The sequence below is a fragment of the Paludibaculum fermentans genome (assembly GCF_051172195.1).
In the GTDB taxonomy this organism is placed as follows: Bacteria; Acidobacteriota; Terriglobia; order Bryobacterales; family Bryobacteraceae; genus Paludibaculum; species Paludibaculum fermentans_A.
This window is the reverse complement of record NZ_JBPJAQ010000002.1, coordinates 1622138-1647617: the sequence shown is the minus strand read 5'-3', so window position 1 is coordinate 1647617 and position 25480 is coordinate 1622138. Positions and strand designations below refer to the sequence as shown.

The 25480-nt window shown below is 63.7% G+C and carries 20 protein-coding genes and 1 pseudogene; 6 read left to right on the top strand and 15 right to left on the bottom strand.

The annotated features are described in order from the left end of the window. Positions 1–5: 5 nt before the first annotated feature. The 10 genes from ACR9Y2_RS33120 to ACR9Y2_RS33075 form a co-directional block, all read right to left on the bottom strand. Entirely contained in the window at positions 6–779 is a 774-nt protein-coding gene (locus ACR9Y2_RS33120) for an isochorismatase family protein (RefSeq protein ID WP_435046163.1), read from the bottom strand. Positions 780–781: 2 nt separating this feature from the next. Beyond that, positions 782–1978 carry a Gfo/Idh/MocA family protein gene (locus tag ACR9Y2_RS33115; RefSeq protein ID WP_435046162.1) on the bottom strand — a complete coding sequence of 399 codons (1197 nt, stop codon included), beginning with the start codon at positions 1976–1978 and terminating at the stop codon, positions 782–784. Between the two features lie 21 nt (positions 1979–1999). Beyond that, entirely contained in the window at positions 2000–3337 is a 1338-nt protein-coding gene (locus ACR9Y2_RS33110) for a glycosyl hydrolase family 28 protein (protein WP_435046161.1), read from the bottom strand. A gap of 51 nt (positions 3338–3388) precedes the next feature. Continuing rightward, on the bottom strand, positions 3389–3970 hold the full coding sequence (locus ACR9Y2_RS33105; protein WP_435046160.1) for a hypothetical protein: 582 nt from the start codon (positions 3968–3970) through the stop codon (positions 3389–3391). A gap of 210 nt (positions 3971–4180) precedes the next feature. Continuing rightward, positions 4181–4780, bottom strand: a complete 600-nt coding sequence (locus ACR9Y2_RS33100) for a LutC/YkgG family protein (RefSeq protein WP_435046159.1) — start codon at positions 4778–4780, stop codon at positions 4181–4183. Between the two features lie 370 nt (positions 4781–5150). After that, entirely contained in the window at positions 5151–6515 is a 1365-nt protein-coding gene (locus ACR9Y2_RS33095; RefSeq protein ID WP_435046158.1) for a lactate utilization protein B, read from the bottom strand. Further along, complete coding sequence (locus ACR9Y2_RS33090) at positions 6512–7261, bottom strand: (Fe-S)-binding protein (protein ID WP_435046157.1); 750 nt, start codon at positions 7259–7261, stop codon at positions 6512–6514. The genes ACR9Y2_RS33095 and ACR9Y2_RS33090 overlap by 4 nt, the downstream gene beginning before the upstream one ends. A gap of 4 nt (positions 7262–7265) precedes the next feature. Continuing rightward, positions 7266–8564, bottom strand: a complete 1299-nt coding sequence (locus tag ACR9Y2_RS33085; protein ID WP_435046156.1) for a class II aldolase/adducin family protein — start codon at positions 8562–8564, stop codon at positions 7266–7268. A 605-nt stretch (positions 8565–9169) separates the two neighbouring features. After that, positions 9170–9877 (bottom strand): hypothetical protein, encoded by a 708-nt coding sequence (locus tag ACR9Y2_RS33080; protein WP_435046155.1) that lies wholly within the window; start codon positions 9875–9877, stop codon positions 9170–9172. Positions 9878–10120: 243 nt separating this feature from the next. Next, positions 10121–10534, bottom strand: a complete 414-nt coding sequence (locus ACR9Y2_RS33075) for an ester cyclase (protein ID WP_435046154.1) — start codon at positions 10532–10534, stop codon at positions 10121–10123. 243 nt (positions 10535–10777) lie between these two features. Here ACR9Y2_RS33075 and ACR9Y2_RS33070 point away from each other — a divergent pair, with 243 nt between their 5' ends. Then, positions 10778–13810, top strand: a complete 3033-nt coding sequence (locus ACR9Y2_RS33070) for a hypothetical protein (protein WP_435046153.1) — start codon at positions 10778–10780, stop codon at positions 13808–13810. Positions 13811–14103: 293 nt separating this feature from the next. On the opposite strand, the gene ACR9Y2_RS33065 is transcribed toward ACR9Y2_RS33070, so the two are convergent. The 3 genes and pseudogenes from ACR9Y2_RS33065 to ACR9Y2_RS33055 all read right to left on the bottom strand — a co-directional run bounded on the left by ACR9Y2_RS33065 (position 14104) and on the right by ACR9Y2_RS33055 (position 15464). Next, entirely contained in the window at positions 14104–14295 is a 192-nt protein-coding gene (locus ACR9Y2_RS33065; protein ID WP_435046354.1) for an SEC-C metal-binding domain-containing protein, read from the bottom strand. A gap of 36 nt (positions 14296–14331) precedes the next feature. Continuing rightward, positions 14332–15011, bottom strand: a pseudogene (locus ACR9Y2_RS33060) (DUF1186 domain-containing protein); the annotation flags it as partial. Between the two features lie 69 nt (positions 15012–15080). Then, the gene (locus tag ACR9Y2_RS33055; RefSeq protein ID WP_435046152.1) at positions 15081–15464 is read right to left on the bottom strand and encodes a hypothetical protein; all 384 of its coding nucleotides are present in this window, start codon (positions 15462–15464) and stop codon (positions 15081–15083) included. A 694-nt stretch (positions 15465–16158) separates the two neighbouring features. Between ACR9Y2_RS33055 and ACR9Y2_RS33050 the strand changes: the two genes are divergently transcribed. From ACR9Y2_RS33050 to ACR9Y2_RS33040, 3 genes are all read left to right on the top strand, one after another. After that, a complete protein-coding gene (locus ACR9Y2_RS33050; protein WP_435046151.1) occupies positions 16159–17247 on the top strand; it encodes a hypothetical protein in 1089 nt (362 codons plus the stop codon). Positions 17248–18024: 777 nt separating this feature from the next. Continuing rightward, the gene (locus ACR9Y2_RS33045; RefSeq protein WP_435046150.1) at positions 18025–19041 is read left to right on the top strand and encodes an SPFH domain-containing protein; all 1017 of its coding nucleotides are present in this window, start codon (positions 18025–18027) and stop codon (positions 19039–19041) included. Beyond that, positions 19038–19952 (top strand): SPFH domain-containing protein, encoded by a 915-nt coding sequence (locus ACR9Y2_RS33040; protein ID WP_435046149.1) that lies wholly within the window; start codon positions 19038–19040, stop codon positions 19950–19952. The genes ACR9Y2_RS33045 and ACR9Y2_RS33040 overlap by 4 nt, the downstream gene beginning before the upstream one ends. 13 nt (positions 19953–19965) lie before the next feature. Here ACR9Y2_RS33040 and ACR9Y2_RS33035 read toward each other — a convergent pair whose 3' ends face one another. Beyond that, positions 19966–22446 carry an ABC transporter permease gene (locus ACR9Y2_RS33035; protein ID WP_435046148.1) on the bottom strand — a complete coding sequence of 827 codons (2481 nt, stop codon included), beginning with the start codon at positions 22444–22446 and terminating at the stop codon, positions 19966–19968. 138 nt (positions 22447–22584) lie between these two features. Between ACR9Y2_RS33035 and ACR9Y2_RS33030 the strand changes: the two genes are divergently transcribed. Beyond that, positions 22585–23808 carry an aminotransferase class V-fold PLP-dependent enzyme gene (locus ACR9Y2_RS33030; protein WP_435046147.1) on the top strand — a complete coding sequence of 408 codons (1224 nt, stop codon included), beginning with the start codon at positions 22585–22587 and terminating at the stop codon, positions 23806–23808. 109 nt (positions 23809–23917) lie between these two features. Continuing rightward, positions 23918–25012, top strand: a complete 1095-nt coding sequence (locus ACR9Y2_RS33025) for a hypothetical protein (protein WP_435046146.1) — start codon at positions 23918–23920, stop codon at positions 25010–25012. A gap of 18 nt (positions 25013–25030) precedes the next feature. On the opposite strand, the gene ACR9Y2_RS33020 is transcribed toward ACR9Y2_RS33025, so the two are convergent. Beyond that, complete coding sequence (locus ACR9Y2_RS33020) at positions 25031–25468, bottom strand: DUF1801 domain-containing protein (protein WP_435046145.1); 438 nt, start codon at positions 25466–25468, stop codon at positions 25031–25033. Positions 25469–25480: the final 12 nt, after the last annotated feature.

Below are 25480 nucleotides of genomic sequence, written 5' to 3'. Positions count from 1 at the left end.
AGCTCTCAGCCGAGGGCCTTCATGAGGTCAGCCGAGGTAGTGCTGGGACACCAGTTGCGTTCGATGTACTCGATGACGAGCTCCGTGCCGCGCGCGTGGCTGACAAAGGGCCGGTCCTGGGGATCGTACATGGCATCGGTCATGTCGCGCAGCAGGACACAGCGGACGCCCCATTTCGACATCTGCTTGATGGCGAAGGTGCGATTGAGGATGCACATGTTGGTGTGGACGCCCATGACGAACAGGCGCTGAATGCCGCGCGCCCGCAGCGCGTTGTAGACTTCCCCACCCTGGTCGGAGATGAGGTCGTTGGGCGCGATGACGATGCCGGCATGCTGGCGCGACCAGGCTTTGTGCTGTTTGTCGCCGGGGGTGTCGCAGCCGCCATCCGTGTCGTCGATGGGCAGCGCGGGTGCGTTGAGGTCGAGCGGTTTGGGCGGGGCGACTTTTGGTAGAGCCTGCATGGCCTTGCGCTGCGGAGCGCCGGTGTAGAAGTCCATGGTGTCCGACGGCGCGTGGATGATGAGCATGCCGCTGGCGCGGGCCTTCTCCAGCAGTGGTCCGGTGCGTTTGACCAGGAGGGCGACGCGGCCGTTGGCGCCTTCGCACCAATGCCGGTCCCACATGTCGCAGAGGATGATGGCGGAGTGGCGCGGGTCGATGGCTTCAGTGAACTCGATGGGCTTGGCGTCGTCGCGTTTGCGGAGTTTCAGCATGGGCTTGGACTGGCCGGCGAGGGCTGCTCCGAGGGTTGAGAGGATGAGGGTCCGGCGTCGCATGGTTACACCTCCACCTGGCTGGTTGCGCGGTTCCACTTCATACGGCGGCCGTTCTTGAGCGACAGGTTGGCGAGCTGGACGACGAGCGCCGCCTGAAAGCCGAGCCACATGGGCGCGGCGGGGGCTTTACGGGTACGGACGCAGTCGAGGAAGTTCATGACGTGGAGATCGGTGGCCCAGCCGAAGCCCTTCTCTGAGCGCTTCTCGAGGATGGGGGTCTCTTCCCCGCCCTGGGCGAAGACCCGGAAGTCCTCGCGGCCGATGTCCATGCGGGCTTTGCCGCCGTCGAGGTGGTTCATCTGATCGTAGCGGCTCTTGTAGCGCATAGCGGCGTAGTTGATGGTGAAGACGCCGATGAAGTCCTCGGGGTACTCGGCCGTGACGACGACGGATTCGGGGGTGTCGCCGCTGGCGGCGTGGGGGCGGCCGGCGGCGGCGGTGACGGCGAGCGGGGCTCCGGCGCCCATCAGCATGTGGATGCCGTCGAAGACGTGGGCGCCCTGGTCGGCTACGATGCCTCCGGCGAACTCGCCATAGAGGCGCCAGCGGCTGAAGATGTCGGGATCCAGGGGGCGCTTCGCGGTGGAGCCGAGCCACTGCTCCCAGTCGAGCGGACCTTTCAGTTTGGTGACCTTCTCACCGCCGAGCTGGGTGTTCAGCCACCAGGAACGGACCATGCGGACGTCGCCCAGGGTGCCGGCGGCGACGACTCGGCGGCCCTCCTGATAGAGGTCGTAGCTGCGCCGCTGCATGCCCACCTGGACGATGTTCTTCGAGCGCTTCTCGGCCTCCACCAGTTCGACGCCCTGCTGGGGCGTGTGGCAGAGGGGCTTCTCGACGTAGACGTCCTTGCCGGCGGCCAGGGCGTCGAGGACCATGCGGTGGTGCCAGTGCTCGGGGGTAGCGATGAGGACTGCATCGAGGGATTTGTCGTCGAGGAGCTGGCGGTAGTGGCGGTAGGCTTTGGGGGTCACCCCGCCCTGGGCCTTGGACGCCTCGGAGAGGGCCCGTTCCAGGTTGGGTTCGTAGACGTCGCAGACGGCCCCGACGCGCAGGGACGGGTCCTTCTGGAAGACGCCCATGACGAAGGTGCCGCGGCCTCCGGTGCCGATGACGCCCAGCGAGATTTTCTCCGCGGCGTAGATCTTCTGCGCGGCCGCCGCGGCGCCCATCAGGAAAATTCTGCGATTCAGTGGCACCGCGTTGCGCCTCCCGGATGACTATTTGAAAACGATCTCTTCGGCGTGCGTGGTCTTCATGCCGGCGTCCACCAGCGAAGTCCAGCGGCGGCCATCGACAACTACGTCTTCAAAGACTACACCACCGATGGCGTGCTTCGCGTCAAAGCCTTGTAACAACGAGGGAATTTCCTTGTGATCGACTCGGATGCGGCGGAACTGGATGTTGCGGATCTGACCGCGCTGCTCGTCCTTGCTGTAACGCGACTTGAGGATTTTGAAGTCGACGAGGAGGCCGTGCGAGTCTTCGACGCGGCAGTTGTCGTAGATGACGTCGGAGATGACGGCGCGATCGCCGTTGTGAATGGTGAACGTCCCTTCGGGGCCTTCGACGTGAATGAGGTCGTTGTCGAGGAAGCGGATGCCGCTGATGCTGGCGGCGCGCGTTTCGAAACCGATCTCGAGGCCGTTGCCCCAGGCGCCGTTCCACAGGACTGAGCGTTTGACGATGACGTTGCTGACGTCGTGCTGGTTGTTGAACTTGGTGAAGTAGTCGACGCCGGCCTTAATGGCGATGCAATCGTCCTTGGTGCGGATGAAGCACTGGTCAACGGTGACGTTGGTACTGCCGACGATATCGACGCCGTCGTCCCAGTCGTTGTCGCTGACGAGTTTGACGTTGCGCAGGGTGACCTTGTCGGAGGCGGTGACGGGTATGGTCCAGTGTTTGCTGTTGGTGATGATGATGCCTTCGACGTCGACGCCGGTGGAGCGGTTGACCTCGATCATGCGGGCTTCGCCGCGTTTGTAGAGACTGCCGTCGAGGACTCCTCGGCCGAGGATGTGGACGTCTTTGGCCTGATCCATGAAGATGGAGCCGCGCACGATGGCTCCGCCGGCGATGTAGACGATCTGGCCGCTGGTGACGGTGATGCGTCCGACATTGTGGATGGTGCCGGCGGCGAAATAGTGAACGCCGGTAGGCCCGGGTTTGGGCGGAGCGCTTTCCGGGGGGTTGGCGAAGAGGAGCAGCGGGTGTTTGGTGTCGCCGTTGATTTCGATGCTGAGCTGGGCAGTGCGGTCGAGGCGGAAGGTGATGACGTTGCCGTTGACGACGGGGCGGATGTTGAGGCTCTTGGGCCGGATGGCGACGGTTTCGACGGGCCGGGCGACGGTGATCTCGATGTCGGCGCGGCGGGCGAAGGAAGAGTAAGAGAAGTACGTCATGCCGCCGACGGGCAGACTGTAGACAAAGGAGGACTGGCCGGCCACTTTGACCTGAAAGACCTTGTCCTGTTCGACCCCGTGCGGGGGGTTATAGACGGTGGCGCCGGCGAAGAGCGCCACGGGGATGAGCAGGCTGATGCAAAGGGGCTTCACTGACTTTTCACTCGTGCAGGATTCTACCACCTGCCCGGCCAGCGTGCGGTGCTACTTGGCGGCGAGCTCGATGGACCGTTCGTCGAACATGGGCTTGTCGTTGCCCAGCCGGATGAAGAGATAGCGGATTTTGGATTCGGCCGGGTGGTATTCGAAGTACTGTTTCTGGTCGAGTTCGCCGTAGAGGCCGCAGACTTCGGCGCCGGGCTCGGATTCGCGGATCTTATCGGCTTCCCTTTGATAGAGGGGGTTGGGGGTGATCTGGAAGACGGCCTTGTTGGCATCGCCCAGGGGGAATTTCTCGTTGGCATCGGTGACGACGCAGCCCATCTGCTGGCGCGAGGTCATTTTGGGATAGAAGCGGCGGTTGATGGCTTCCTGGACGCTCTGCCGGGCTGGTTTCTCCCAGACCTCGATGACGGCGCTGCCCATGGCGGCTTCCTGGCCGGGTTGGACCAGGCGGATCTTGTTGTTGAGAACCTTGAATTCGCGGGCGGCGCGCCCTTCGCACTTCTGGACGGACATGCGCAGGCCAAGATCTTCGCTTTCCCACTGGACCCACTGGCAACCGGGCTCGGGCTTGCGCTGGGCTGAAGCGGAAGCCAGCGCGACCAAAAAGAGAAACCACCTCATGGATTCTATTCTCTTACGTATGGGGCGGTAATGCGAATGGATATTGGATAGGGGGCGGGTGGTGACTGGGTTGCGGCGGGCCCCCGCCTTCGCCTGCGGCTACGACGGGGGTAAGGCTGGGGGCGCGGTACGGGGCGTTGCAGCCGCCGTTCGGCTTGTGGCTCGCGCTGGCTTGCGCCGTGCCCCAGGTGCCGGATGTTCGCCGGCTGGCTAAGGGAGAGCTATGACGGTGCAGCTTCTGGCGCCGTGGGCTCCGATGACGAGGGATTGCTCGATGTCGGCTGTCTTAGAGGGGCCGGAGATGAAGACTCCGAAGCCGGGGCGTTGCAGGTTCAGGTTCTCGTAGGCCTGCTGCATGTTGTGGACGACCGAGGTTGCCTGGATGACCAGCACCAGGTGCTGGGCGATGACGAAGATCGCCCGTTGCGGGCCGAGGTTCGTGCCGGGTACCCAGACGGCTCCGTTCTCGGCTACGGCGAAGTCACCTGGCAGGATCGCCAGGTCGATGCCTTCCAGTTCGTGGGGGTTCTGCAATTCCTGCAGATTTACGTTGCCCGGGAGGGAAGGAACGGTGGAGGCGATGCGTTTGGCGGCCTGGTAGACGTCCAGGCTGGAGAGTTGGAGTTGGAGATCGGCTTCGCCGGCGGCTCTGAGGAAGCGGCCTCCTACGCCGGCTAGCGTTGCGGCGAAGTGCTGCAGCGGGTCCGGGTAGGTGATGGCTTGGGGCGGGTCGGGTAGGGGCCGGAGGTTGGGGGCGTTGGCCCGCATGGCTTTCAGGATGGTGTCGCGGCTGGTGGTTGGCGAGGCCATTAGGAGCGTCCCCTTTCTTGATGACACTCGGGTAGCCCGGCGCTTGCGCTCCGGGACTGGGGTTTCGCCCGGCTTAGCCCGTCGCTTACGCTCCGGGACTGGGTCGGGTGAGCGGCCGCGTCCGCTTCGGTGTGCTGGCGGGGCATGGGGGACGCTGTTCGGGATGCGCTGACGTCCGTGGCCCGCTCCTTGCCAGTCGCGGTTCGCAACGCGGTGGGGACCCCTCCCTGACGGTCGGGGTTCGTAGCGGTGGGGGACCACTCCGTTGAAGACGTGATTGTGCCGGATGCCCGGGGCATGCGGGATTCCCTCACAACTGAAACCCTGTTGGCCTTGCTACTGGACCTGCTGCTGCTGGTTTGGGCGGCCATTACTTGGGCTCCTTCCTGAGGAGGTCTCGGAAGGATTCGCGGGGCATTGGGGGGAGTTCGCGCTGCTTGCCCCAGGGGTTCCAGGGGCCGTAGACCAGGGCTCTCGGTAGAAGGGGCATGAGAGATCGCATCAGCTTGCCTCCCAGGAGGAAGGCCCACCTGCGGGCGAGCACCTGGCCCATGACCCACATTGAGAAGCGCTTCTGCCAGGGGAGGTAGCCCTTCTTCGCCAGTTCCTGCCGGAAGGCCAGGAGTTCGTGATGGAGGTCGATTTTGACCGGGCAGACGTCCGTGCAGGAGCCGCAGAGGCTGGAAGCGAAGGGGAGCGAGCCGTAGGCGGCCGGATCGCGTTGGGGTCCGAGGATGGAGCCTATGGGACCGGGGACGGTGTAGCCGTAGCTGTAGCCTCCGGAGCGGCGGTAGACCGGGCAGGTGTTCATGCAGGCTCCGCAGCGGATGCAGCTGAGGGAGCGGCGGAAGGCTTCTTCACCCAGGATTCTCGCCCGGCCGTTGTCGACGATGACGACGTGCATTTCGCCGCCGGGCAGCGGGCCGTGGAAGTGGGAGGTGTAAGTGGTGACGGGCTGGCCGGTGGCGCTGCGGGCGAGGAGGCGGAGGAAGATGGCGAGGTCCTGCGGACGGGGCACGATCTTCTCGACGCCCATGCAGGCGATGTGGAGGGGCGGCAGGCTGGTGCCCATGTCGGCGTTGCCTTCATTGGTGCAGACGACGACTCCGCCGGTGGAGGCGATGGCGAAGTTGACTCCGGTGAGGCCGGCCTGGGCTCCGAGGAAGCGCTCGCGGAGATGGCCGCGGGCGGCTTCCGTGAGGTACTTGGGATCGGAGGCGCCCTTCTCGGTTCCGAGCTGGATGTGGAAAAGCTCTCCGATGTCTTCCTTCTTGAGGTGGATGGCGGGCAGGACGATGTGGCTGGGTGGTTCGTGGCGCATCTGGACGATGCGTTCACCGAGGTCGGTGTCGGTGACTTCGATGCCGTGGGCTTCGAGGTAAGGGTTGAGGTGGCACTCCTCGGTGAGCATGGACTTGGACTTCACGAGGCGCTTGACGCCGTGATCGTTGAGGATCTTAAGGACGATGGCGTTGTGCTCGGCTCCGTCGCTGGCCCAATGGACGTGGATGCCGTTGGCGGCGGCGTTGCGTTCGAACTCCTCGAGGTAGTCGGCCAGGCGGGAGAGGGTGTGGGCCTTGATGGCGGAGGCGGTGGAGCGAAGGTCTTCCCACTCGGGGACGGTGGCGGCCTGGCGGTCTCGCTTCACGCGGACAAACCAGAGTGACTCGTCGTGCCAGTGGGCGCGGGGCTCGTTGGCTACGAAGGGTGCGGCGCTTTCGGCGTGGCCTTTCACGACAGCCTCGCATGTTCGAGGATCTGGGCGACATGGAGGACCTGCATGGGCTTTTTGTCGCGGGTGAGCAGGCCTTCGAGGTGCATGAGGCAGGACATGTCGAAGCCGGCGATGACTTCGGCTCCGGCCTGCTCGTGGTCTCGGATGCGGTCGTGACCCATGAGGCAGGAGACGGCCTCTTCGGCGACGGCGAAGGTGCCACCGAAGCCGCAGCATTCGTCGGGGCGTTTGAGGTCGACGAGTTGGATGCCGCGGAGCTGTTCGAGGAGCACCTTCACCTTATTGAAGGGCGCGCCCACGCGTTCAGAGGAACTGGCCATGCGGAGTTCGCGAAGGCCGTGGCAGCTCATATGGAGGCCGACCTTGCGGGCGAAGTCGCCGTCGACCTTGGTGACCTTGGCGATGTCGACCAGGTATTCGCAGAGCTCGAAGGTGTTGTCGCGCAGGTGCTCGAAGCCGGGCTTGCCGGCGAGCCACTGTTCATAGTGGTTGCGGACCATGGAGACGCAACTGCCGGAGGGGGCCACGACATGGTCGTAGCGGGCGAAGATGCGCAGGAACTTCTCAGCCAGCGGGCGGGCGTCCTCGCCGCAACCGGAGTTGGCCATGGGCTGGCCGCAGCAGGTTTGTTCCTCAGGGAACTCGATGTCGAGACCGAGGCCTCGCAGGACGCGGAGGGTGGCGAGACCGACCAGTGGATAAAGCTGATCCACGTAGCACGGTATGAAGAGCCCAACTTTCGGCATGATCCTATTTAATCCCAAGGAAGACACGGTCGAGTTCGCGGATGACTTCGTCGGACATGGGCGAGAGCTCGCCGACGGCCCGCGAGTTGATGAAGGCTTCGGCGGTGGACTCGATGACTTCGAGGCGATCGAAGACTTCGAGGACGTCGGAGCCGGTGACGAGCACGCCGTCGTTCTCGAGGATGGCGGTGGGCTGCATGGGGGAGAGGATGGCGGCGAGAGCGGCGGGGTCTTCGAACTGGAGACCGTAGGGGGCCATGGCGGGGCGGCGGACGACGACGTAGCTTTCGGGGATGGTGCGGGTGTCGACCATGGCTCCGGTGACGCTGAAGGCGGTGGCGTTGACGGGGTAGGCGTTGATGATGGAGCCGATGTGGGGGTGGGCCTGATAGATGGCGTGGTGGGCGGCGGCGGCGCGGCTGGGTTCCGAGCCGGCGGGGCCCTGGCCGTCGCGGACGAGGACGAGGTCTTCGGGCTGGATGACGCCGCGATCGATCTGATAGGGCGTGATGAGGAACGAGGACGAGTCGACGCGGGCGGAGTAGCTGCCCTGGGTACTGATGAAGAGGCGCTGGCGGTAGGCGCGTTGGACGAATTCGGCGAGGCGGTGGCGGGCCTCCTTTTCCTCGCTGGTGGGGAGGATCTCGACGGAGGAGGCGGCGGGCTCGGGGAGCGGCTGGCGGCTGCGAGAGAGAGCGAGTTCGGCATCCGTGAGGTAGTGCACGGGGCGGCCGAGGAGGTGTGCCTTGATGATGGTTTTGCCGGTGAACTCGAAGGTCTCGAAGCGGTGGAAGGCTTGCTGGAGGTCGGAGCCGGCGGTGACGATGCCGTGGTTCTCTAGGATGACGCAGTCGAAGCCCTGTTGGAAGGTGGCGGCGGTGGTGGCGCCGAGGGCGGCGCTGCCGGGGAGCTCGTAAGCAGCGAAGCCGCCGGCTCCGCAGACGTGCCAGGACTGGTGGAAGAGGCGGGTATCGGGGACGGCGCGCACCATGCTGAAGGCGACGAGGGCGACGGGGTGGGCGTGGACGATGCCGCGTACGTCGGGCCGGGCTGCGTAGATCGCCTGGTGGAGCGGCAGTTCGGAGGAGGGCTTGCGGGTGCCTTCGAGAGAGCCGTCGGCGCGGACGAGGACGATGTCTTCGCGGCGGAGGGCGCCTTTGTCGACGCGGGCGGGGGTGATCCAGACGTCGCCGTTGGGCTCGCGAATGGAGAGATTGCCACCGGACGTGGTGGTCATGCGGTAGCGGTAGATGCGCTCCATCAGGCGGAGGATCTCGTCACGGGGATGGAGGTAAGGGTTCATGAGGGGTTTGGTGGTTGGACGGTTGGGGCGAAGCAAATGGCACGGGTTAAGGCCAGCGGATGGGGGCGGGCCGGATTGAGGATGTCTGCGTCGAGCACCTGGATACTATTGTGCCGTGTAGAGGAGGTTCGTGGGGTGCGTCGGGTTCGTTTCGTAGTTGGGCTGCAGGGGGTTGTGTCCCCGGTGGAGTGGATTGGCCTGTTGATGGTGCTGCTGGATTGGGTGGGGTCGGTTTGGCTTTTGGCTTCGTTTCGTTTGTGCGGCGAGGTGGGCTTGTCTTCTTCCTCGGAGAGGCGGCGGAGCTGTGGGCTAAGACCACTCCCTGACGGTCGTGGTTCGTTGCGGCTTGCTTCGTTTCGGCGGAATCGAGGGCCTACGGGACTTGGTGGAAGACGCGCGGGTAGCCCGTCACTTACGTTCCGGGACTGGGGCTGGGGGTAGCCCGTCACTTACGTTCCGGGACTGGGGTTGGGCCCGCTCGGGTGGCCCGCTGGGGACTCCCCGGAGGTGGGATTGAGGTGAGGTTGTCAAAGATCCGGTCCGGAGGGGCGAGTCCGGTTGGCTTCGATTCGTCAAGTCGCGGCGACGCTGCCTGAACGTGGTGGTTAGAAGCCAGCGACGTCGTAGTTCAGGTTGGGCAGTCCGTCCTCGCCGACCAGGTTGGCTTGGTTTCGTGAAACACGGATGGGCTGGAGATCGGCTATGGGGTCCTGGTTGTCGGGGTGGTTGGAATCGAGGCCGGTGGTGAGGTGTTCGAGGGCCCGGCGCGGGCGGCCATAGCCTTCGTAGAAGAAGAGTTCTTCGGTGTTTTTGGTGAGACGGGAGACTTCGGCCAGGGGGACGTTCTCGCGAATGCCCTTGACGACATCGGGGTGCTGCTGGCCCAAGGCGGCGCGTTCGGTTTGGAGTTTGCTGAGCTCTTTGATGGCGCGATAGAGGCCGCGTTCGAGGTCGCGACGGTAACGGGCGTAGCGGTCGAGTTTGGCGGCGTGGGGATCGGTTTCGGCCAATGGGTCCGTTTCGGCGAGGATGAGGGATTCGAAGTATTCGATGCGGCGCAGGTTCCAGGTGTGGGAGAGGACGCGATGGAAGATCTCCTCCTCGAGGCAGCCAAACGGGCGGGTGTCGAGGCGCAGGGTGGCCTGGAGGGCATTGAATTCAGCGCGGTCCTCGGGGGTGATGTCGAGGTTGCGAGCAGTGAAGCCGTGGCTGCGGGCGTTCTGGGCAGCGCGGGTTTTGCCGGGGACGGTGACAGGTCCGGTGGACAGTTGAGCGTTGGCCTGGTTGGCAGCGATCTGGGCGGCGGAAGCCATGATGAAAGTCTCCTTGGAAATGAAAATGGCCGGCATGAGAGCCGGCGCGATTCCAGGGTAGCTGGCGGGGTCAAGGCGGCTTCGCCGTTTCTTCACAAGTACTGGTGCAAATAAAGGAAATAAAGATCTGCAACTACTGTGACCGGTGGATTGGGTGAGCTTTGAATGACTAGACGCAGGGTCTGGTCCTCTGGAATCCGATCTCGCCGGAACCGGCGAAGCCTATCGCGAGAGCGGGTGCTGCTACCTGGTAAGACTGACAAATGTCTCCCACGCCGACCTTTCGACGCGGTTGTGCAGCAGTTTTCCGTCCTCGCGCACACTCCAGATGGCAGTCCCGGTGAGGCTGATGGGTTGCTGATCAGGCGGTGTCCCCATCATGCCGTTGTTCCTACCTGTGAGGCGCCAGAGCGAGGCAACGCGGCTGCCATCCTGGTTCTGGAAGGTTTCCAGGACCTCAAACTGAAGGTCATTGATTCTGGATAGGAAATCCCACGCCCAGGCAATGAACTTATCCCTACCCTGAATCGCCACGCCGCCGGTAGTGATGATCACGTCGTCGACAACAAAGTCCGCGATGGCGTCTGGATTCCGGGACTTCCAAACGGCCGTCCAGAACTGATCGACGATCTTGACTGAGTCCACTGGACCTCCCATCGAGCCAGACGCTCCACCTATGGGATGTCGAATCAGGTAAGAACGTCGCAGCGAAAGCGGCGTGCGGATGGGCAGCGATCGCATGCTGATCCATCAGTGAGACAGCAAGAGCCAGCAAACGATCAGGAACCCCCAAGGCGTGCCGTGACCTTTCGCGCGGCAGCAGAAGCTGCTGATGGCTGTGGAGAGGATGCGGTGCTATTATTTCGGATCATCAGGTCTGAAATCCTGACTAGGAGCACCATGTCGAAGCTACTGGTCCTGCTTGCCTTGTCCGGGCTGCTGTCGTCGGCCCAAACGCTTCCGCCATCCTTCAGCATAACCACCTATGCGGGAGCCTACTCACCGGGAGACGGCGGCCCGGCGGTGAAGGCCCTGATCCATGCGCCCTGGGGTTTGACCTTCGACCGGCAGGGCAATCTCTATTTCTGCGAGTGGTACCAGGAGCGGATTCGCCGCATTGATAGCGAAGGGACGGTTCACTGGGCAGCCGGTGCGCCGATGACGCGCACAGCTCCGTACAATCTCTCGGAGGGCCCGGCCGATCGGGTGTACCTGAACTATCCGCAGTTCCTGACGACTGCGCCTGATGGCACTATCTGGTTTACGACATCGGGGAACATCTACCGCCTGAACGCGGATGGCACGATCACGTTCGTGGCGGGGCGAGGCGGGGGCTCGACCTCCAGTCCGGACGGCACGGCAGCGCGTTCGGCCACGATCGTCAACCCGCGAGCGATTGCGGTGGACGCCCTGGGCCGGCCTTACTTCGCTGAGTTCGGGAAGAACACCGTGAGACGCTTCAGTACGGAGGGACTGCTGGAGACGGTGGCGGGCACGGGCGCGAGCGGGTCGGCTGGCGATGGGGGAGCGGCCTTGAGCGCGACGTTCAACGACATCACGGATCTCGAGTTCGACGCCGCCGGAAATCTCTATGTGTGCAACTGGATGTCCATCCGGAAGATCGATTCGACCGGCAAGATCAGCCGGTTTGCTGGTGACCCCAATGCCTCGTATGGCGTGATTGGCAGCAGCGCGCTGACGACGAGCGTGGTGCCGACGCTGTTCAAATTCGCGCCGGACGGGCAGGCATATATCGTGGAGCCTTCGCGAATCCTGAAGATCGACAAGGCAGGCAAGGTCAGCGTGGCGCCAGCTCCGGTGGGGGCGGTGAGCTCGCCCAACGACTTCGCGGTGGACGCACAAGGCAACATCTATTTGTCCGACAGCAAGGAAATTGGGCGGATCACCAAGATCACGACAGACGGCAAGGCGGAGATCGCGGCCGGCGCCTCCTTCTACAACGGCGATGAGATTCCGGCGGTCGAGGCGTATTTAGCGGGGCCGGAAGCGATTGCGGGTGACGGGAAGGGTGGGTTTACGTTTGTCGAGGCTTTCAACCAGCGGCTGCGCCATGTGGATGCGGAGGGAAAGATCCATACTCTGGCAGGCGCGTCCGCTCCTTTTGTCACAACTGGTGTCACGGCTGTCGACAGCGCGGGGAACACCCTGTTCTGCAGCGGCAACCTGCTGTTCCGGATCAGCGCAGAGGGAAAAACGACTGTGATTGCGGGCAAAAGCGGGTCGGGTTCCACGGCACCCAAGGAAGGCGAGCTGGCTGTCGAGCAACCGATCCGGTATGTAACCAGCCTGGCGTTCGATCCCCAGGGGCGTGTAGTGTTTGGCGATTCAGCCACGATCTGGCGCATCGAGACGGACGGGCGCATCTACCGACTGGCGGGCACAGGGGTGAGCGGGATCTCGACGGAGAAGGGCCTGGCGCGCGAATTGAAGCTGAGCAATCCGAGATCCTTCGTCTATCTGGGAGAGGTGCTGTACCTGCTCGACAGTACCCGCATCAAGAAGATGACGGCGGATGGGGTATTGGAGGTGGTTACCGGCGGGGGCAGCGACACCAGTTGGTGGATCACTGGCCGGCTGAGCCCGGCGGCCACGGCCAGCATCGGGGCCAGTAGCATCACCCTAACACCGGAAGGGGTGATTTACGGGGTCACCAGCACTGAATACGCCTTCCGCGTGCGGCCCGACGGCTTCATCGAGCGAATTGGAGGCGACGGCGCGGCCCGCCTGCAGGGCGATGGCGGCCCGGCTCTGCTGGCCTCCTTCAAAGCGCCCGCCGGCATCACCTTCGATGCACAGGGCAACTTCTATATCAGCGACCGGAACAACAACCGCATCCGGAAGCTGACTCCGCTGGTGGCCGCCGTGCTGAACAAACGGGCGGGCGACGAGCAGTCCGCAATTGCCGGCAAGGCATTTGAGTTGCCGTTGGAAGTGGAGGCGGTGGCTGAGAACGGCATTGGGGTAGCGATGGTGCCGCTGGAAGTGACGATGGTCGAAGGCGACGCCAGTCTGGACAAGGGCAGTTCCACAACCGGCGCGAATGGCCGCCTGGCGATCAAGGTTACGGCGAAGGATGCCGGCCCGCTTGTGATCCAGGTGGCAGCAGCCGGTTTGGCGGCGGTGGAGTTCCGGCTGACCGTGATGCCCGATGTGCCGCCAGCACCGGAGGCACCGGTTCTGGCTGCGCACGAGCAGCCGGCGGCGCCGGGCATGATTCTGATCCTGCAGGGCGACAAGCTGTCGTATACGGGCAAGACCATTGCCGCCGTCGAAGCGGACCTGGTGGAGGGGCGGGTACCGGGCTCGCTGGGCGGGTTGTGCATCTACTTCGGGGAGACGCCGGCCCCTGTGATTGCGGTATCGCCCAAGGCTGTCGCAGTCCAGGTTCCGCCCGGACTGGAGCCGGGCCTGGTGGCGGTACGCGGCGTGAATTCCTGTGGAAGCGAGACACCGCTGGCGGGCGAAGCAGTGGAGATCCAGATTGTGGAAACGGCACCGGAGTTCTTCTTTGCCACCAGCGGAGAGCAGCGAATGGTGGTGGCCCACTCCGGGACAGAGGGCCGAATTCGGATGTACCTGACGGGGCTGGGCCTGCCGGAGCCGGCGCCGGCCGGCGGCGCCATGGCAGCTGAACCGCTGCCGGTAAAGGCGCCGGTCTATGTATGGCTGCAGGGGCGGGAGTTGACCACGGAGCAGATTGCGCTGGCCGCCTGGGCGCCCCGGGCCGACGGATGGGCGCCGTTGGTATTGCCGGCCTTGTTTGGGGAGGCGGTGCTGCTGGCGCCTGGACTGGCCGTGGTCGAGATTGTCCCACCGGAGGACATTGGGGACGAGCCGTGGGCAGTGACCGTGAAAGCGGGTGAAGCGATGACGGCGGATCCGGCCTGGGTGAAGCGTCCGCCAACGCCTTAGGCGGCAGGCGAGCCTAACAGCCTGTGGCGGAAGTCGCGCAGCCACGTTCGCACCGCCGCCGGTACCAGAATGGCAGCTCAAGTGCGATTTCGAAGCCGCTCAGAAGAGAGTCGCCTTTTTCTGGGAGGAAGGCCGGCGGCGGAGCGAACCCAAAGGGCGACAAGGGGTTGCGGCCCATGGCAGTGTTGAGCCGACCTCCGAGTGGCCGGCACTAGTTCGGCCGGCTCTTCGCGCCCTGGGCTCGCAAACCCTTGCCGCGCGGCTAGCGGGACTTCCGCCACAGACTGCTAAGGTCAGGCTCCGCAGCATTTCTTGTGCTTGCGGCCGCTGCCGCAGGGACAGGGGTCGTTCCGGCCGACCTTGGGTCCTTCGCGCAGGATGGGGGCAGTGATGGGGGCGACGTGTGGGCCCCGCCCTGCCGAGGCACTGGCGGGCAGGCGAATCTCGTCGTAATCCAGATCCTGAAAGCAGCTCCACGAGCCCATCGCCGCAGCCGTGTCTTCGACCAGGCGGTAGTGATGGTCGGCGGCGAGCCGGGCCAGAATGCGATCCTGCCCCAGCGCGAGTTCGTCCTGGACATGGTTGAGGTCGACGTGGCTGGGGTCCACCAAGCCGTCGTCGAAGGCGCGTTTGATGTCGTCGAGGAGTTCAGCGGGATGGAGGTCGCAGGCGCACGAGATGAGCTGGTTCCAGACGTGAGACCGCGCGCGGCGCAAGCCGCCCCGGAACAGCGTCTGGAGATAGCCCACGATTTCGCCCCTGCTCTTTTTACCTTCGCCACGAGGGTGACGAGACTGCAGAGGGCCGCGACGCGTACCCATTCGCCGGCGTCTTCGTTCTCGATGAGGGACTGGATGCCAGTCAGGTCGCCGGCACACACGGAGGCCAGCACATTGCCGAGGTGCTCCATGACGAAATCCCCGCAAAGAGAGTCCACCAGGTCGCCGGGCAGTGAGGCAAAACGCACGACGACGGGATAGGCGCGCGCCTCGCGGAACTGGGCCAGCAGAAACATGGCGTAGAGGTGGGCCATGTAGCTACCGCCGATCTTGCCTTCCTGGGCGAGGGTGATGGACCGATCGAGGATGCGGAGCAGCTCGGGTGTGATCTCCTCGCGGCGTTCCACCGCGGCCTGCACACAGGCACGTGGGAACTTTCCGTTCGCGCTTTCGAGCCCTTTCAGAATCTCTGGGATTTCCATATTCGTAACCGGGAAAAGCTCCTGTCGCGATTCCCCTACAGAACCTATGCCGGACCTAACTCCGAGCCTTCAAGGGGGGCCGCGTTCGAGGTCGCGGCGATAGCGGGCGTAGCGGTCGAGTTTGGCGGCGTGGGGATCGGTTTCGGCCAATGGGTCCGTTTCGGCCAGGATTAGGCATTCGAAGGATTCGATGCGGCGGAGGTTCCACGTGTGGGTGAGGATGCGATGGAAGATCTCCTCCTCGAGGCAGTTGGCGGGGCGGGTGTTGTGGCGCAGGGCGGCTTCGAGGGCATTGAATTCAGCGCGGTCCTCGGGTGTGATGTCGAGGTTGCGGGCGGTGAAGCCGTGGCTGCGGGCGTTCTGGGAAGCGCGAGCCTTGCCGATGGGGGACACGGGTCCGGTGGAATGTTTCGCATTCGCCCGGTTGGCGTTGATCTGAGCTGCGGTCGCCATGATGTCAATCTCCTTGGTAAATGAAAATGGCCGGCTCATTGGCCGGCGCGATTCCAGGGTAGCTGGTGGGGTCAAGGCTGTTTCGCTGTTTCTTCACATGCGGTGTGGCAAGTGAAGGAAATAAAGATCTGCAACTGCTGTGACCGGAGGCGGCTCTCCGTGGGAATACGGGGAGATGTGAGATCGGGGATTGAAATCTGCCTCATCAATCGACGACTAATACCGAAGCTTCTAAGGGCAGTGGAGAGGGCAAGAAGGTAGCGGACGCGGAAGGAGGCAACATTACCTCTACATACTGGATGCAACTAGAACTCGAGTTACTTAAACAACCTCGATTCGAACCAAAGATGAGGTGTTTGCAGCACGGACGATGGGACACCCGCGTGGAGAGTGGCCTTATTCCGGCCACCCAGGTTGGACTGTAATCGAACGGCGCAGGAATAAGATGATTTATCGGATCTCATGCAGTCCACGTTCGGCCCACCCGCGGTGAACTGGTGGCGCCACGAGACGACGCGGTTTTTCGAAGCACCATCATTTTGGTCAAGATTGTGGCAGCAGCACCGCTCAGGGTAGGGATGCGGCCTTCGGTCCACCGACGAGTTGGGCTTCTCAAGAGCTGTGATAAAATCTCACCTAATTTGAACTTGTGCCCGCAGAGCCGGTATTCGACCCGGAAGCGGCCGACCCTGCCATGAAGATCTTGCTGTCCAATTTCGGGGCACACGTGCCGAGCGTTCCGCAAAGCATTGAAATGTCCACGGGCCTAGTCCCCCCGATCGTGATCACCGAGGGTCACATTGACCTGGACTACTCCGCCCTTCTCTTTTTTGATCGCATCATCCTGGACCGTGACTGCTACGAACGCGTAGTGGCTTCGCGAATCGCGCCCTTTGCCCATCTCCGCTCCTCTCTCCGCTATTTGCGGGAGGAGGGTTATCTGGATTTAGTCGCCTTCAAGACCCACGCGGATGCGAATCGCGCGCGCATTGAGGAGACGGCCGCAGCTGCCAGCCGGGACCTCGATACGTGGTTGCCGGAACTGCGGAAGCAGATCGAGAACTGGGAAAAGATCAAACCGGGCATGGTGCAGGCGCTCGGCAAGCATATGACACCCTGGGACCAATACAGCATTGGTATTGAGTGTTATCTTCACGAAACCACAGGCAAGATCGAACAGGCCGAAGCGGAAAAGCTAAAGAGCCTGGTCTTCTCCAAGAAAGTCCGGCGGAGCGCGGGGGAAAGGGAAGTGTTGTCGCGGTTGTTGGTTCCATTTCTGGAAATGACGCACTTGAATCTGGTCGTAGGGGAGGTAGTCGGCTGCCCACAGATCTTCGACTGGCAGACCCTGGATGGCTTCTACCGGAAGAAGTTCGAATATCATCTGCTCCGGGATTTTGAGAAAGAGCGCGTCCCAATGAGTGCGATGAAGGAACTGTTTTCGCTCGCTTTCAAACGGTATACCCCCCAGACAGCCCAGGAGTGGGCCAGTCTACTGCAAGACGACCGGATCCGTGACTTGCGCGAGCGCGTAGTGCAGGCTCGCGCCGAGGGCGAAAACTTCGACCAAGACTTTGCCCAGGATGCACTCGCCGCTTTATCGACCGACCAAACCCGGTTACAGCAGATTCAAAAGATCGTCGGCTATATCACGCTGCCTTTGGAGTTGCTGCCTTTAGTGAGCCGTGTCGTAACGGAGGTTGCGACACGTTATTACGAGCACAAGATCCTGAAACCGCATCGTTGGCTGTACTTCAGTTCGCGGCCTGCGATGCACCGGTGATCTCGGTTTGGGCTGACGCTGGGAGCCCCACGCCGAGATCGGAACCGACTGCAAGGGGTAGACGGGCGGTGCTCGTCCGCAACGAGATCGTTCTTCCCTGTGGCGTGCCCGTTTTACCCATCTGAAGCGGCTTTTCCGATCGTCAGGCGCTGGCAGAACGACTCGAAACCACCGACTTCCGCATGCCCATCCGGTGAACCCTCTTGTTCGGTACTGGAGTTTCTCCTCGTGGTCTTCACGTCGCTCAGCTCTACTACCGGCGCCGGGGGCTGGTTCGCGAAAGGAATGCCGGATCAATGCCCACTGGAGGCTGGTGGGGAGGTTATCAGAGGGGAATTGGGAGGTATCGGGGTGGAGGGTCACTCAGGGGTCACGTTCACACTGCGTTACCGAATTGTAATGACATTGACACATATCCTGACAGACACTGGAAGCGGCAGATTGGCCTTCGGAGCCGGTGCAAGCCGGAAGCGCGAAGGGGCCGAGAATCGAGCTGTTGGCTGAGCATGTCGCGGAGTCTCACTCGGAAGGCACCTGGTCCACTGGTCCTCGAGCCGGTGAAACGGGAGCCGTTGATGAGCGACAGCCTGGACGGCAGCAAGACTACCTGCCCGGTGTCCCGCAAATCCCCTGAACAGTTAAAGAGGCGGCCGTGCAACCGGCCGAAGATTGCCAGGGCGGAAGCGCGCGTGCCGGTTGGCGGGCCAAGGCCGGAAGGCCAGGCCAGAAACGAAGTAGCGGCGAGGCCGGCCGGCCCGCCGGGAGGAATTTCACGATATGTCCATTCTCAGCGCAGTGCTGCTGGGGTTTGTGGTGTGGATGGTGGTGCGGTTTATTCTGATGGGGCTGTACACAGTGGATCAGAACGAACGCGCCGTGAAGACTGTCTTTGGCCGGGCGCAGCGTGTGGAGGGCGGCAAGACCACGCTGGAAGACGCGATCGCGGAACGGCTGCGGCCGGAGGAGCGGGAGCGGTACTGCTATCCGCAGGTGCGGGTGATTCCGCCAGGCGGCCCGTATTTCCGGCTGCCCTGGGAGCGGATCCACAAGATCTCGATTGCGACTTCGACGGTGAACATGGCCGTCGACGTGGAAGACCGGTCGGCTAACAGCGGCGGCACGTTGCTGGAGGCGGTGACCAAGGATCAATTGAATACGGGGTTGACGGGACAGATCCGGTTCCGGGTGAGCGAGTCGAACCTGTATGCGTATCTGTTCGGGATCAAGCAGCCGATTGTGCATGTGATGGCGTACTTCGTGAGCGTGCTGCGGCAGAAGATCGCGAGTTTCGAGGCGAAGCCGATTGTGGCCTTGACGCTGGACGGAACGACTCCAGCGGCCGACATCATCCGGATCTCGATCAACGACTTGAGAAAGAACCTGCGCGACCTGAACGATTACATGGACCAGGAGTGTGTGGCGACGTCGGCGCGCTATGGCGTGGTGTTCGACGCTTCGTTGATCACGGGGATCGATCCACCGCCGGAGGTGGAATCGGCGCTGGCCGCGATCAATACGGCGCACAACCAGGTGTCGAGCGACATCAGCCTGGCACAGGCGGGTGCGGACCAGAAGATTGTGCAGTCCAAGCGGGCCGTGGAGATTGAAACACTGCGGGCGCAGGCCGAGGTGGAGCCTTTGCGAATGATGGCGGCGCAGTTAGCCGACCTGAAGGCGGAGGGCGCGCCCGTGCTGAAGTCCTATACGAGAAACGTGAAGCTGGCGCTGTATGGCAAGGCGCAGTCGATCTACCTGGGCAAGGGCGCGGAGAACGGACCGGAGGTGAGGTCATGAACAACATAGAAGCCGTGATCGCTTTCCTGGCGGCGTCGATGGGGCTGCTGCTGGTGGAGCCGGTGGTGTTGGGGCTGATGCGGTTGCTGGGCTTGTACGCGACGGTGGAGGAACGGAAGTGCCGGGTGTATGTCCTGTTCGGCAAGGTGATTGGCGAGATCTCGGAACCGGGCCTGCACATCCTGCCGTTCGTGTTGGGGCCGAGCGCCTTCATCGTCAACCTGTTGGGCAAATGTTATGTGCTGGACCTGCGGCTGGACCAGGAGTATCTGCGCAGCCAGCCGGTGAACTCGGAAGAGGGCGCGCCGATGGGGATTGGCATCTGGTATGAGATGCAGATCAGCAATGCGGTGGCTTACCTGTTCAAGAATACGGATCCGCGCGGTTCGCTGCGAGCGAATGTCAGCAATGCGACGGTGCGCTGCCTGAGCAACATGCCGCTGGCGGAGATGCTGGAGACGCGGCACAAGATGAGCCAGACGGTGCGGGATGAGGTGAGCGAGAAGTCGCAGGCATGGGGCTACCAACTTGGATCGATCTACATCCGGAAGGTTCATTTCCGGGATTCGGGGATGATCCGGCAGATTGAGGAGAAGGTGGTGAACCGGCTGCGGCAGGTGACGTCGGCGATCAAGCAGGACGGAGCCAACCAGGTGAGCATCATCACCAGTTCGGCGGAACGGACGGCGGCGGTGGCGTTCGCGCAAGCCGCGGTGATCCGGCCGAAGATGATCGGGGCCGCGTTGAAGGTGATCTCAGGAGATCCGGAGGTCGCGGACACGTTGTTCGAGATCCTGGAGACGCAGAAGATGCTGGAGAACAAGGGCAAGCTGACGCTGTTCGCCGAGAGCGGGCCGAGGCCGCTGCTGGCGGAACTGCTGGCATCGCGCGAGGTTGGGGCCGCGGGTTAGGGCGGAGTGGGGGCTACTGCTCCCGCAACGCTTCGGTTGGCTGAACTTTGAGACTGCGGCGGGTGGGGCCCAAGGCCGCCAGGAGGCCGACGGTGGAGATGAAAAGGACCACCGCCGCAAGGACCGCGGGGGCATCGTCCTGGGTGAGGCTCGAGCCGAATGAGCGGGTGAGCAGAATGCCGAGGATCGCGCCGATGGCCACTCCGGCGGCGAGTTGAACGAGGGCGCGGGAGAAGACGGCCACGACGATGCGGGTACGGCTGGCGCCAAGGGCCACGCGGATGCCGATCTCCCGGCGGCGCTGGGAGACGGTGAAAGACATCAATGCATAGATGCCGGCCGAGGAGAGTAGCAGGACGCTGAGAGTGACGCCGAGGAGCACTCCGGCCTCGAGGCGGCGGATCCACTGTTCCTTGCGCAAGGCTTCGTCGAGGCTGCGAATGTCGCGCAGGTAAAGTTCAGGATCGACGGAGCCCGCGAGCGCCCGCAGGCGCTGGCTGAATGTGGCGGGCGGGCCGCTGCGCATACGCAGCGCGAGGGTGGCCGGCAGCACCTGGCCCGGGGTGACGGCGTGGTAGACCTTCATGTCGGCGTCATCCATGCCGGCGCTGACGCCGGTGGGGAAATCGGAGACAACACCGGCGATTTCGTACCAGCGCCCGGCTTGCGCGGAGCCGCGTGTGTTGTCGACATAGCGGAGGTGCTTTCCGAGGGCGTTGCCGCCGAAGAGGCGCTGGGCGAGGGTGCGGTTCACCAGGACGGCCGGCCCTGGCGGAGGTTCCGAAGGTTCCGCCGGCGCGGTATCGGAAGGGTGGAAGCCGCGGCCAGCCAGGATGGGCACGTCGAAGGTGGTGAAGTAGTTGACCGCCACGCGGCCGGACCGCACCACCTGGACCGTTCCGGGGTTGTCCTGCGCCTCGATGTGGGCACCCGGTTCGTCACCGGGTTCCGACATCGAGAAGGTGACGCGGGCGATGCGCGGTTCGTCCTCCAGGCGGCGTATCAACTCGGCTTGGCGAGAGGCGAAGCGGGCGGACTGGGACGGACCAGCAGCGGAGTCGCCATGATCTCCAGAATCGATGCCGAGCCGGGCGGAAAGAAATTGATCGGCGGCGAAGCCGGGCCCGGCCAGGCCCGATCGGAGGCTGCCCCAGACATTGAGGACGGACGGAGGGAGCAGGGCGACGGCGAAGCCGACCTGGGCGACGATCAGGACGGTCCAGGTTTTGCCGAGGCGCATGCCGGCTCCGCCGGAGCCGACGACGCGGAGGCCGGACTGGACCTGGCGGCCGGTCGCCTGGAGGCCAGGGACGACGCCCACGATGACGGCGGCCAGGACGCTGAGCGCGGCGGCATACAGGACTCCCTGGGGCGAGAGCTGGAACGTGACCCAGAAAGGCAGGTCCGCGGAAATGTGCTGTGTGGCGCCGGTGACTGCCCGCAGAGCGAAGGCGGCGATCACGATGCCGACCAGGGCGGCGGCGAAGGAGAGGACCAGCGCTTCCAGGAAGAGTTGGGCGACGATGCGGCCGCGGCTGGCTCCGAGGGCGGTGCGCAGGCCGATCTCCGCCTGGCGCATGGCGGTACGGGTATACACGAGAATCGCCACGTTGAGGCAGACGAGGACGAGCAGGGAGACCACGAGCCCCTGCATGGCGAGGAGCCCGGCCATGTCTCCGGAGCCATGCACCTGGAGGATGGGCAGTGGATAGGGGGACACCTGCGGACGCAGGGACGTATAGAGCGCGGGGTAGGCCCGGGCCGTGCGCTGGCCAACGGCGCTGAGTTCCACCTGGGCGGAGGCGAGCGTGGCCCCGGGCGCCAGGCGTCCGAAGACGGCGAGGGGCGGGCCGGTGAGCGGCTCGACGCCGGGCAGCCCGGTCTTCAGGGGCACCCAGAAGTGGTGGTTGACCGGGAAGGCGAAGCCATTGGGCATGACTCCGACGATGAGGTGAGAAACGGCGCCCAACTGAAGGGTGCGGCTGAGGATGGCGGGATCGGCGGCGAAGCGGGTACGCCAGACGTCTTCGCCGATGACAACGACGGGCGGGGCGGCGTTGTGTTCGTCGCCTGGGGTGATAAAACGGCCGAGAAGCGCGGGTACCCGGACGACGCCAAAGCCGGAGGCGCTGATGGCGGCCACGTGAACACTTTCGGGAGGGACTCCAGCGGTGATGAGGTTTGGAGTGAGAGAGCGATAGGCGCTGATCTCCCGGATGGACTTGAGCCCTTCGCGCCAGGCGTGGAAGTCATGCAGGATACGCGGCTCGGGCTGGTTGGCCTGGGCGTCCCAGAGTTCGATGGAAACGATGCGGCTGCCCTCCTGGAAGGGCAGCGGAGCGAGGTAGTTGCGCTGGACGACGCTGAAGCCGCCGGCGGCGATGGCCACAGCGACGGCGATGCCGATACCGCCGGAGAGTGCCAGGCCGGGGTATTTGACCAGCATGCGGAAGCCGAGCTTCACGTCCAACCGCCACGAGGTGAAAGCGCTCATATGCTTATCTCCATAACGAGCGGGGGGCCCAGTTATTACAGGCTAGGAGCAACGAGAGGGTGCAGCCGGGAGGGTAGCGGCGCCGGCCTTGACCATCCAGGCGCCGTCCTTTCACAATGGACCATGACGGATGCAAGGATGACGAGGCGCTATGTCCTGGCGCTGACGGCCGCGGCCCAGGCACTGCGGGCGCAGACGCCGGAGCAGGCCGCCAGGAATGAGGATTTCTGGTTCCAGACGCGGCTGGCGTTCTCGGTGGACCGGAATCTGCTGAATTTCAACAATGGGTCACTGTGCCCGGCGCCGGTTGTGGTGCAGCAGGCGATGGAGCGGTACTGGACGGTGACGAACCTGTCTCCGTCACACTATGTCGATCAGCTGCTGCTGCCGGAAACGGAGGTGGTGCGGGCAGAGCTGGCGCGGGAGTTCGGCTGCTCCAGCGAGGAACTGGCACTGACGCGGAATACGAGTGAGGGGCTGCACACGGTCATCTACGGGCTGGACCTGAAGGCGGGCGACGAGGTGTTGACCACGACTCAGGATTACCCGAGCATGCTCACGAGCCTGGAGCAAAGGGCCCGGCGGGATGGCGTGGTGACGCGGCGCTTCCCGTATCCGTCGCCGCCGAAGTCGGCGCGGGAGCTCTCGGAGCTATTCTGGCAGCACGCCACTCCGAAGACGCGCGCGATCCTGGTGTCGCACATGACCTTCACGACGGGGCAGATATTCCCGGTGGCCGAGATTTGCCGCGAGGCGCGCAGGCGGGGGATCTATTCGATTGTGGATGGCGCGCACGGCTTCGCCCACCTGGTGTTCCGGCGCGATGACCTGGATTGCGATTTCTATGCGACGAGCCTCCACAAGTGGCTGACCGCGCCGGTGGGCACGGGGTTTCTGTATGTCCGCCGCGACCAGATCGCCAGGGTGTGGCCGCTGATGGGCGCGCCGGCTTCGATGACGGGCGACATCCGCAAATTCGAGAGCGTGGGGACGCAGCCGGTGGCGATGCGGAATGCGATTGCGGACGCGCTGGCATTTCATCGCGGCCTGGGGCCGGAGCGGAAGCAGGAGAGGCTGCGCTATCTGCGCCGGCGGTGGTCTGAGCCGTTGAGCCGGCATGCACGGATCCGGTTGAGAATCAGCGACGATCCGGCGCAGGCGTGTGGAATCGGCGCGCTCTCGATTGAGGGGATGCCCGCGGCGCGCATTACGGAGTTGCTGGAGCAGAAGTACCGCATCCATGTGCGGACCAGGGTGATTGCCAACGAGTTCGACTGCATCCGGGTTTCGCCGAACATCTACCATGCTCCGGAGGACGTGGACCGGTTTACTGAGGCAGTGCTTCAGATTGCGCGGATGTGAGGCGGAACAGTGGTCAATTCATGTTTCAATCCAGCTGGGCGCCAGCTACAAGATACTCCGTGTCAGACGGCGTCTCCAAGTTATACTGATCCAACCGGCGAGGGGCGACATGGCGGCCACAAAAGTCAGCTACTTCTATCAGAAGGTTCTCAGCAAGACACTCAAATGCTCTCAGGTCCTGGACCTGATGATGAATCAGCCCACGGCTGATGAGACTTCGCACGCGCACCTCCACACGTGCGACGGCTTTCGCCTGGATCCGGCGAAGATCACGGTGAATGTATTGGGGATGCCGATCGATCAACTGCGGCAGCAGAAAGAAAGGGAGTGGGCGTATGACACCCACCTTTTCCCGGCCGGCAACAACCCGTTGACGCGATACCAGGCGGACGCGTACGGGGCTCTCGACCTGAATACGCGGAAGAGCCAGGTGATGCTGGACGGGAGCCGGATTGCAGGATTGAACCAATACAACGAGCGCACGGGCTTGGGGGAACTGGCGAGGGTCGACGCCGTGCATGGTACGCGGTACTACGTCAAGAGACTCGCCCCGGGCAACAAGGGCAAGCCGATTGATGTGGACATTGCGGGTCCTGCCGCCACAGGGGGGTTGAATCCGGTCGACTATGTGTGCCAGCCGCCTGGGGTGATCAAGGTTTTCCAGGGGAGAGGTCCGGAGATCGCGGCGGCGTTGCCGATGGTGCCGGCGAAATCGACGCATACGATGTTTGAGGATTCGGAGTCGATGGTGATGCACCTGACCGCGGCGCTGTTGTCGGACGCAGGACTGGCCGTGCTGGAGACGCTGAAGCGCCGAGGCAACGATGGGGGCAAGACGGTGGGCGTCTTCTCGAAGACAGCGGTGATGGCGGTCGCACGGCATTTCCAGAATGTCGCGCAGCAGAAAGTGACCGCCTACAACCCGGCACAGACGCTGGATCGGAAGTCCGATACGGACGCCCTGAATCCGAGGCAGTTGACGGGGACTTTCACCAGGACCACCAGGAACATCGACCACGTCGTGCTGGTGATGGCGTGTTCACTGCTGAACGACCTGGTGGTGGTGACGTGCTACCCGAGTCCGGCTACGACGCAGGCGACGATCGGTACAGCCACACGGGACGGGGAAGACATCGCCGAGCACAAGTTCGGCGAGCACAAGAAAATGCCGAGGCAGGTTTCCCTGCCCTCGCTGGTGTGGTGAAGCGGCCCGGTGAGCGGACTAGCCCGCCCGCTTGGCGGCGCGCCTGGGCTTCGGCTTGTTCTTCGCTTCGAGATTCAAGGCCGCGGCGGCGCGGATGAGGTCCTTCAAGGCCGCTTCGTTCACTTTTTCGCCTTCGTGGATATCGATGGCGCGACGGACGTTCCCTTCCAGGCTGGAGTTGAACAGGCCGGCGGGATCGTTCAACGCAGCGCCCTTGGCAAACGTCAGCTTAACTACGCTTTTGTAGGTCTCGCCGGTGCAGAGGATGCCGGCGTGGGACCAGATGGGCGTGCCCATCCACTTCCACTCCTCGATGACCTCGGGATCGGCCTCATGGATGAGCGCGCGGACCTTCGCCAGCATGGTTCCGCGCCAATCGCCCAGCTCCCTGATCCGGCCGTCGATCCTGGCCGACGCAGATTCCTCCGGTAGGGACTGCTTGTTGGTGTTTTCCATTACGCGCTCCAT

Coding starts and splice junctions, on each gene's coding strand:
- ACR9Y2_RS33120 (WP_435046163.1), bottom strand. CDS start 779: ATGCGACGCCGGACCCTCATCCTCTCAACCCTCGGAGCAGCCCTCGCC.
- ACR9Y2_RS33105 (WP_435046160.1), bottom strand. CDS start 3,970: ATGAGGTGGTTTCTCTTTTTGGTCGCGCTGGCTTCCGCTTCAGCCCAG.
- ACR9Y2_RS33100 (WP_435046159.1), bottom strand. CDS start 4,780: ATGGCCTCGCCAACCACCAGCCGCGACACCATCCTGAAAGCCATGCGG.
- ACR9Y2_RS33090 (WP_435046157.1), bottom strand. CDS start 7,261: ATGCCGAAAGTTGGGCTCTTCATACCGTGCTACGTGGATCAGCTTTAT.
- ACR9Y2_RS33085 (WP_435046156.1), bottom strand. CDS start 8,564: ATGAACCCTTACCTCCATCCCCGTGACGAGATCCTCCGCCTGATGGAG.
- ACR9Y2_RS33080 (WP_435046155.1), bottom strand. CDS start 9,877: ATGGCTTCCGCCGCCCAGATCGCTGCCAACCAGGCCAACGCTCAACTG.
- ACR9Y2_RS33075 (WP_435046154.1), bottom strand. CDS start 10,534: ATGGGAGGTCCAGTGGACTCAGTCAAGATCGTCGATCAGTTCTGGACG.
- ACR9Y2_RS33070 (WP_435046153.1), top strand. CDS start 10,778: ATGTCGAAGCTACTGGTCCTGCTTGCCTTGTCCGGGCTGCTGTCGTCG.
- ACR9Y2_RS33065 (WP_435046354.1), bottom strand. CDS start 14,295: ATGGGCTCGTGGAGCTGCTTTCAGGATCTGGATTACGACGAGATTCGC.
- ACR9Y2_RS33055 (WP_435046152.1), bottom strand. CDS start 15,464: ATGGCGACCGCAGCTCAGATCAACGCCAACCGGGCGAATGCGAAACAT.
- ACR9Y2_RS33050 (WP_435046151.1), top strand. CDS start 16,159: ATGAAGATCTTGCTGTCCAATTTCGGGGCACACGTGCCGAGCGTTCCG.
- ACR9Y2_RS33045 (WP_435046150.1), top strand. CDS start 18,025: ATGTCCATTCTCAGCGCAGTGCTGCTGGGGTTTGTGGTGTGGATGGTG.
- ACR9Y2_RS33040 (WP_435046149.1), top strand. CDS start 19,038: ATGAACAACATAGAAGCCGTGATCGCTTTCCTGGCGGCGTCGATGGGG.
- ACR9Y2_RS33035 (WP_435046148.1), bottom strand. CDS start 22,446: ATGAGCGCTTTCACCTCGTGGCGGTTGGACGTGAAGCTCGGCTTCCGC.
- ACR9Y2_RS33030 (WP_435046147.1), top strand. CDS start 22,585: ATGACGAGGCGCTATGTCCTGGCGCTGACGGCCGCGGCCCAGGCACTG.
- ACR9Y2_RS33025 (WP_435046146.1), top strand. CDS start 23,918: ATGGCGGCCACAAAAGTCAGCTACTTCTATCAGAAGGTTCTCAGCAAG.
- ACR9Y2_RS33020 (WP_435046145.1), bottom strand. CDS start 25,468: ATGGAAAACACCAACAAGCAGTCCCTACCGGAGGAATCTGCGTCGGCC.